This is a genomic window from Bacillus massiliigorillae (assembly GCF_000380245.2).
Lineage (GTDB): Bacteria > Bacillota > Bacilli > Bacillales > DSM-1321 > Bacillus_AD > Bacillus_AD massiliigorillae.
Genome location: NZ_HG428741.1, coordinates 3,475,922 through 3,477,754, shown reverse-complemented (window position 1 = coordinate 3,477,754; position 1,833 = coordinate 3,475,922). Strand labels below are relative to the sequence as shown.

The following is a 1,833-nucleotide window of genomic DNA, read 5'->3' as shown; positions in this document are numbered from 1 at the left end:
ATGAGGCTGGGACAAAACCCCTCTGAAATGAAAAAGCCCATGAAATATTACGATAAGTAAAATTTCATGGGCTTTGATTGTTTTTACAATAAAATAAGGACCACTTCTGATAAAATTAAAGTACACCACATACCAAAATTTCAAACAGAAAGAAGGGTCCTTATGTTTAAAGATTATAACATGAATCAAGTCATTTTGCCTTTAGATTTAGAAGTAAAACTACAAAATAACGATATTGCCTTCCACGTTCATCATTTAGTTGAAAGTATTCCACAAGAAGCATTCGAATCATTTCTCCGAAATACAGGGTGTCCTGCCTACCATCCACGTATGATGCTGAAAATTATCTTATGTGCTTATTCGCAATCTGTTTTTTCGGGGCGTAAAATAGAAGCTCTTTTAAAAGATAGTATTCGTATGATGTGGCTAACGCAAGGGCATGAACCTAGCTATCGTACGATTAATCGGTTTCGTGTGCAACCTGAAGTAAAAGAACTTCTCCGTCAATGCTTTGTCCAATTTCGCACTGTATTAGTAGAAGAGAAACTGATTGATCAAGAAGCCATTTTTATTGATGGAACAAAGATTGAAGCGAATGCGAATAAATTTACGTTCGTCTGGAAGAAATCCACTGAGAACTATCATAACGGATTGATTGAAAAATCAAACCAGCTTTACAATGAGCTACTAGAAAAAGAAATTATGCCTGAAATCGAACGAGAAAGTGCAGAACAATTAACCGTGGAAGAACTCAAACAAATGGTTCAAAGCGTAGATAATGTCGTTTCTGAATATGACCAAAAAATTGAAAAATCATCGGATGTAGAAGAACGAAAAAAGCTAAGAAGTGAACGAAAAATCCCTAAACAAGCACGAAAACAATTACTAGATTACATCGCCAGAAAACAGAAATATCAAAGAGACTTTGAAATCTTAGGCACACGAAATAGCTATTCAAAGACAGATCTTGACGCAACATTTATGCGCATGAAAGATGACTATATGAAAAATGGACAATTGAAAGCTGGTTACAATGTACAAGTCGCAACAGAAGGTCAATATGCATTAGCTTACAGTCTATTTTCAAATCCAACAGATACGCGTACGTTAATCCCATTCTTAGATGAAATCGAGCAATATTATTTTGAGTTACCAACTTATATCGTCGCCGATGCAGGTTATGGTAGTGAACAAAATTATGATGATATCCTGTCGAATCGCCAAAGAGAAGCTTTGATTACCTATAACATGTATATGAAAGAACAAAAGAAAAAACACAAACAAAACCAGTTCCATTCAGCGAATTGGCATTATGATGTGGAAACCGATCAGTACACGTGTCCAAATCAACAACGTTTAGCTTTTAGATATCGTTCTGTTCGTACGGATAAATATAACTTTAAGCGAGAATTTAAAGTGTATGAATGCGAAGACTGTTTAGGGTGTCCATTTCGCTCATCATGTACGAAAGCGAAAGAAGGAAACAATCGAAAATTAATGATCAATGAGAAATGGGAACAACAAAAAGAATATGTGAGAGCGAAGCTTTCAGAAGAAGAAACGAGTTCTATATATCGTCAACGAAAAACAGATGTAGAACCAGTTTTTGGATTCTTGAAAGCTAATTTGCGTTTCACTCGATTTTCAGTTCGAGGAAAATCAAAAGCTGAAAACGAAATGGGCTTTACATTAATGGCTGTGAATTTACGAAAGTTCACAGCAAACCATCAAGAAGGACATAAAAATCCGTGTAGAAAAATAGAAAAAAGTGAAATGGATTGCACCCATTTCACTTTTTTCGTTATTTGAAGCTAGTTTTGTCCCAGCCTCATT

At 35.3% G+C, this 1,833-nt stretch carries 1 protein-coding gene; it reads left to right on the top strand.

Annotation, left to right across the window (positions count from 1 at the left end; all coding sequences use genetic code 11):
* The first annotated feature begins 162 nt into the window (after positions 1-162).
* Positions 163-1,809, top strand: a complete 1,647-nt coding sequence (locus tag TX86_RS16065) for an IS1182 family transposase (protein ID WP_230203630.1) — start codon at positions 163-165, stop codon at positions 1,807-1,809.
* Positions 1,810-1,833: the final 24 nt, after the last annotated feature.

Excerpts from the sequence above, each read along its gene's own strand:
- TX86_RS16065 (WP_230203630.1), top strand. The coding sequence starts at position 163 with ATGTTTAAAGATTATAACATGAATCAAGTCATTTTGCCTTTAGATTTA.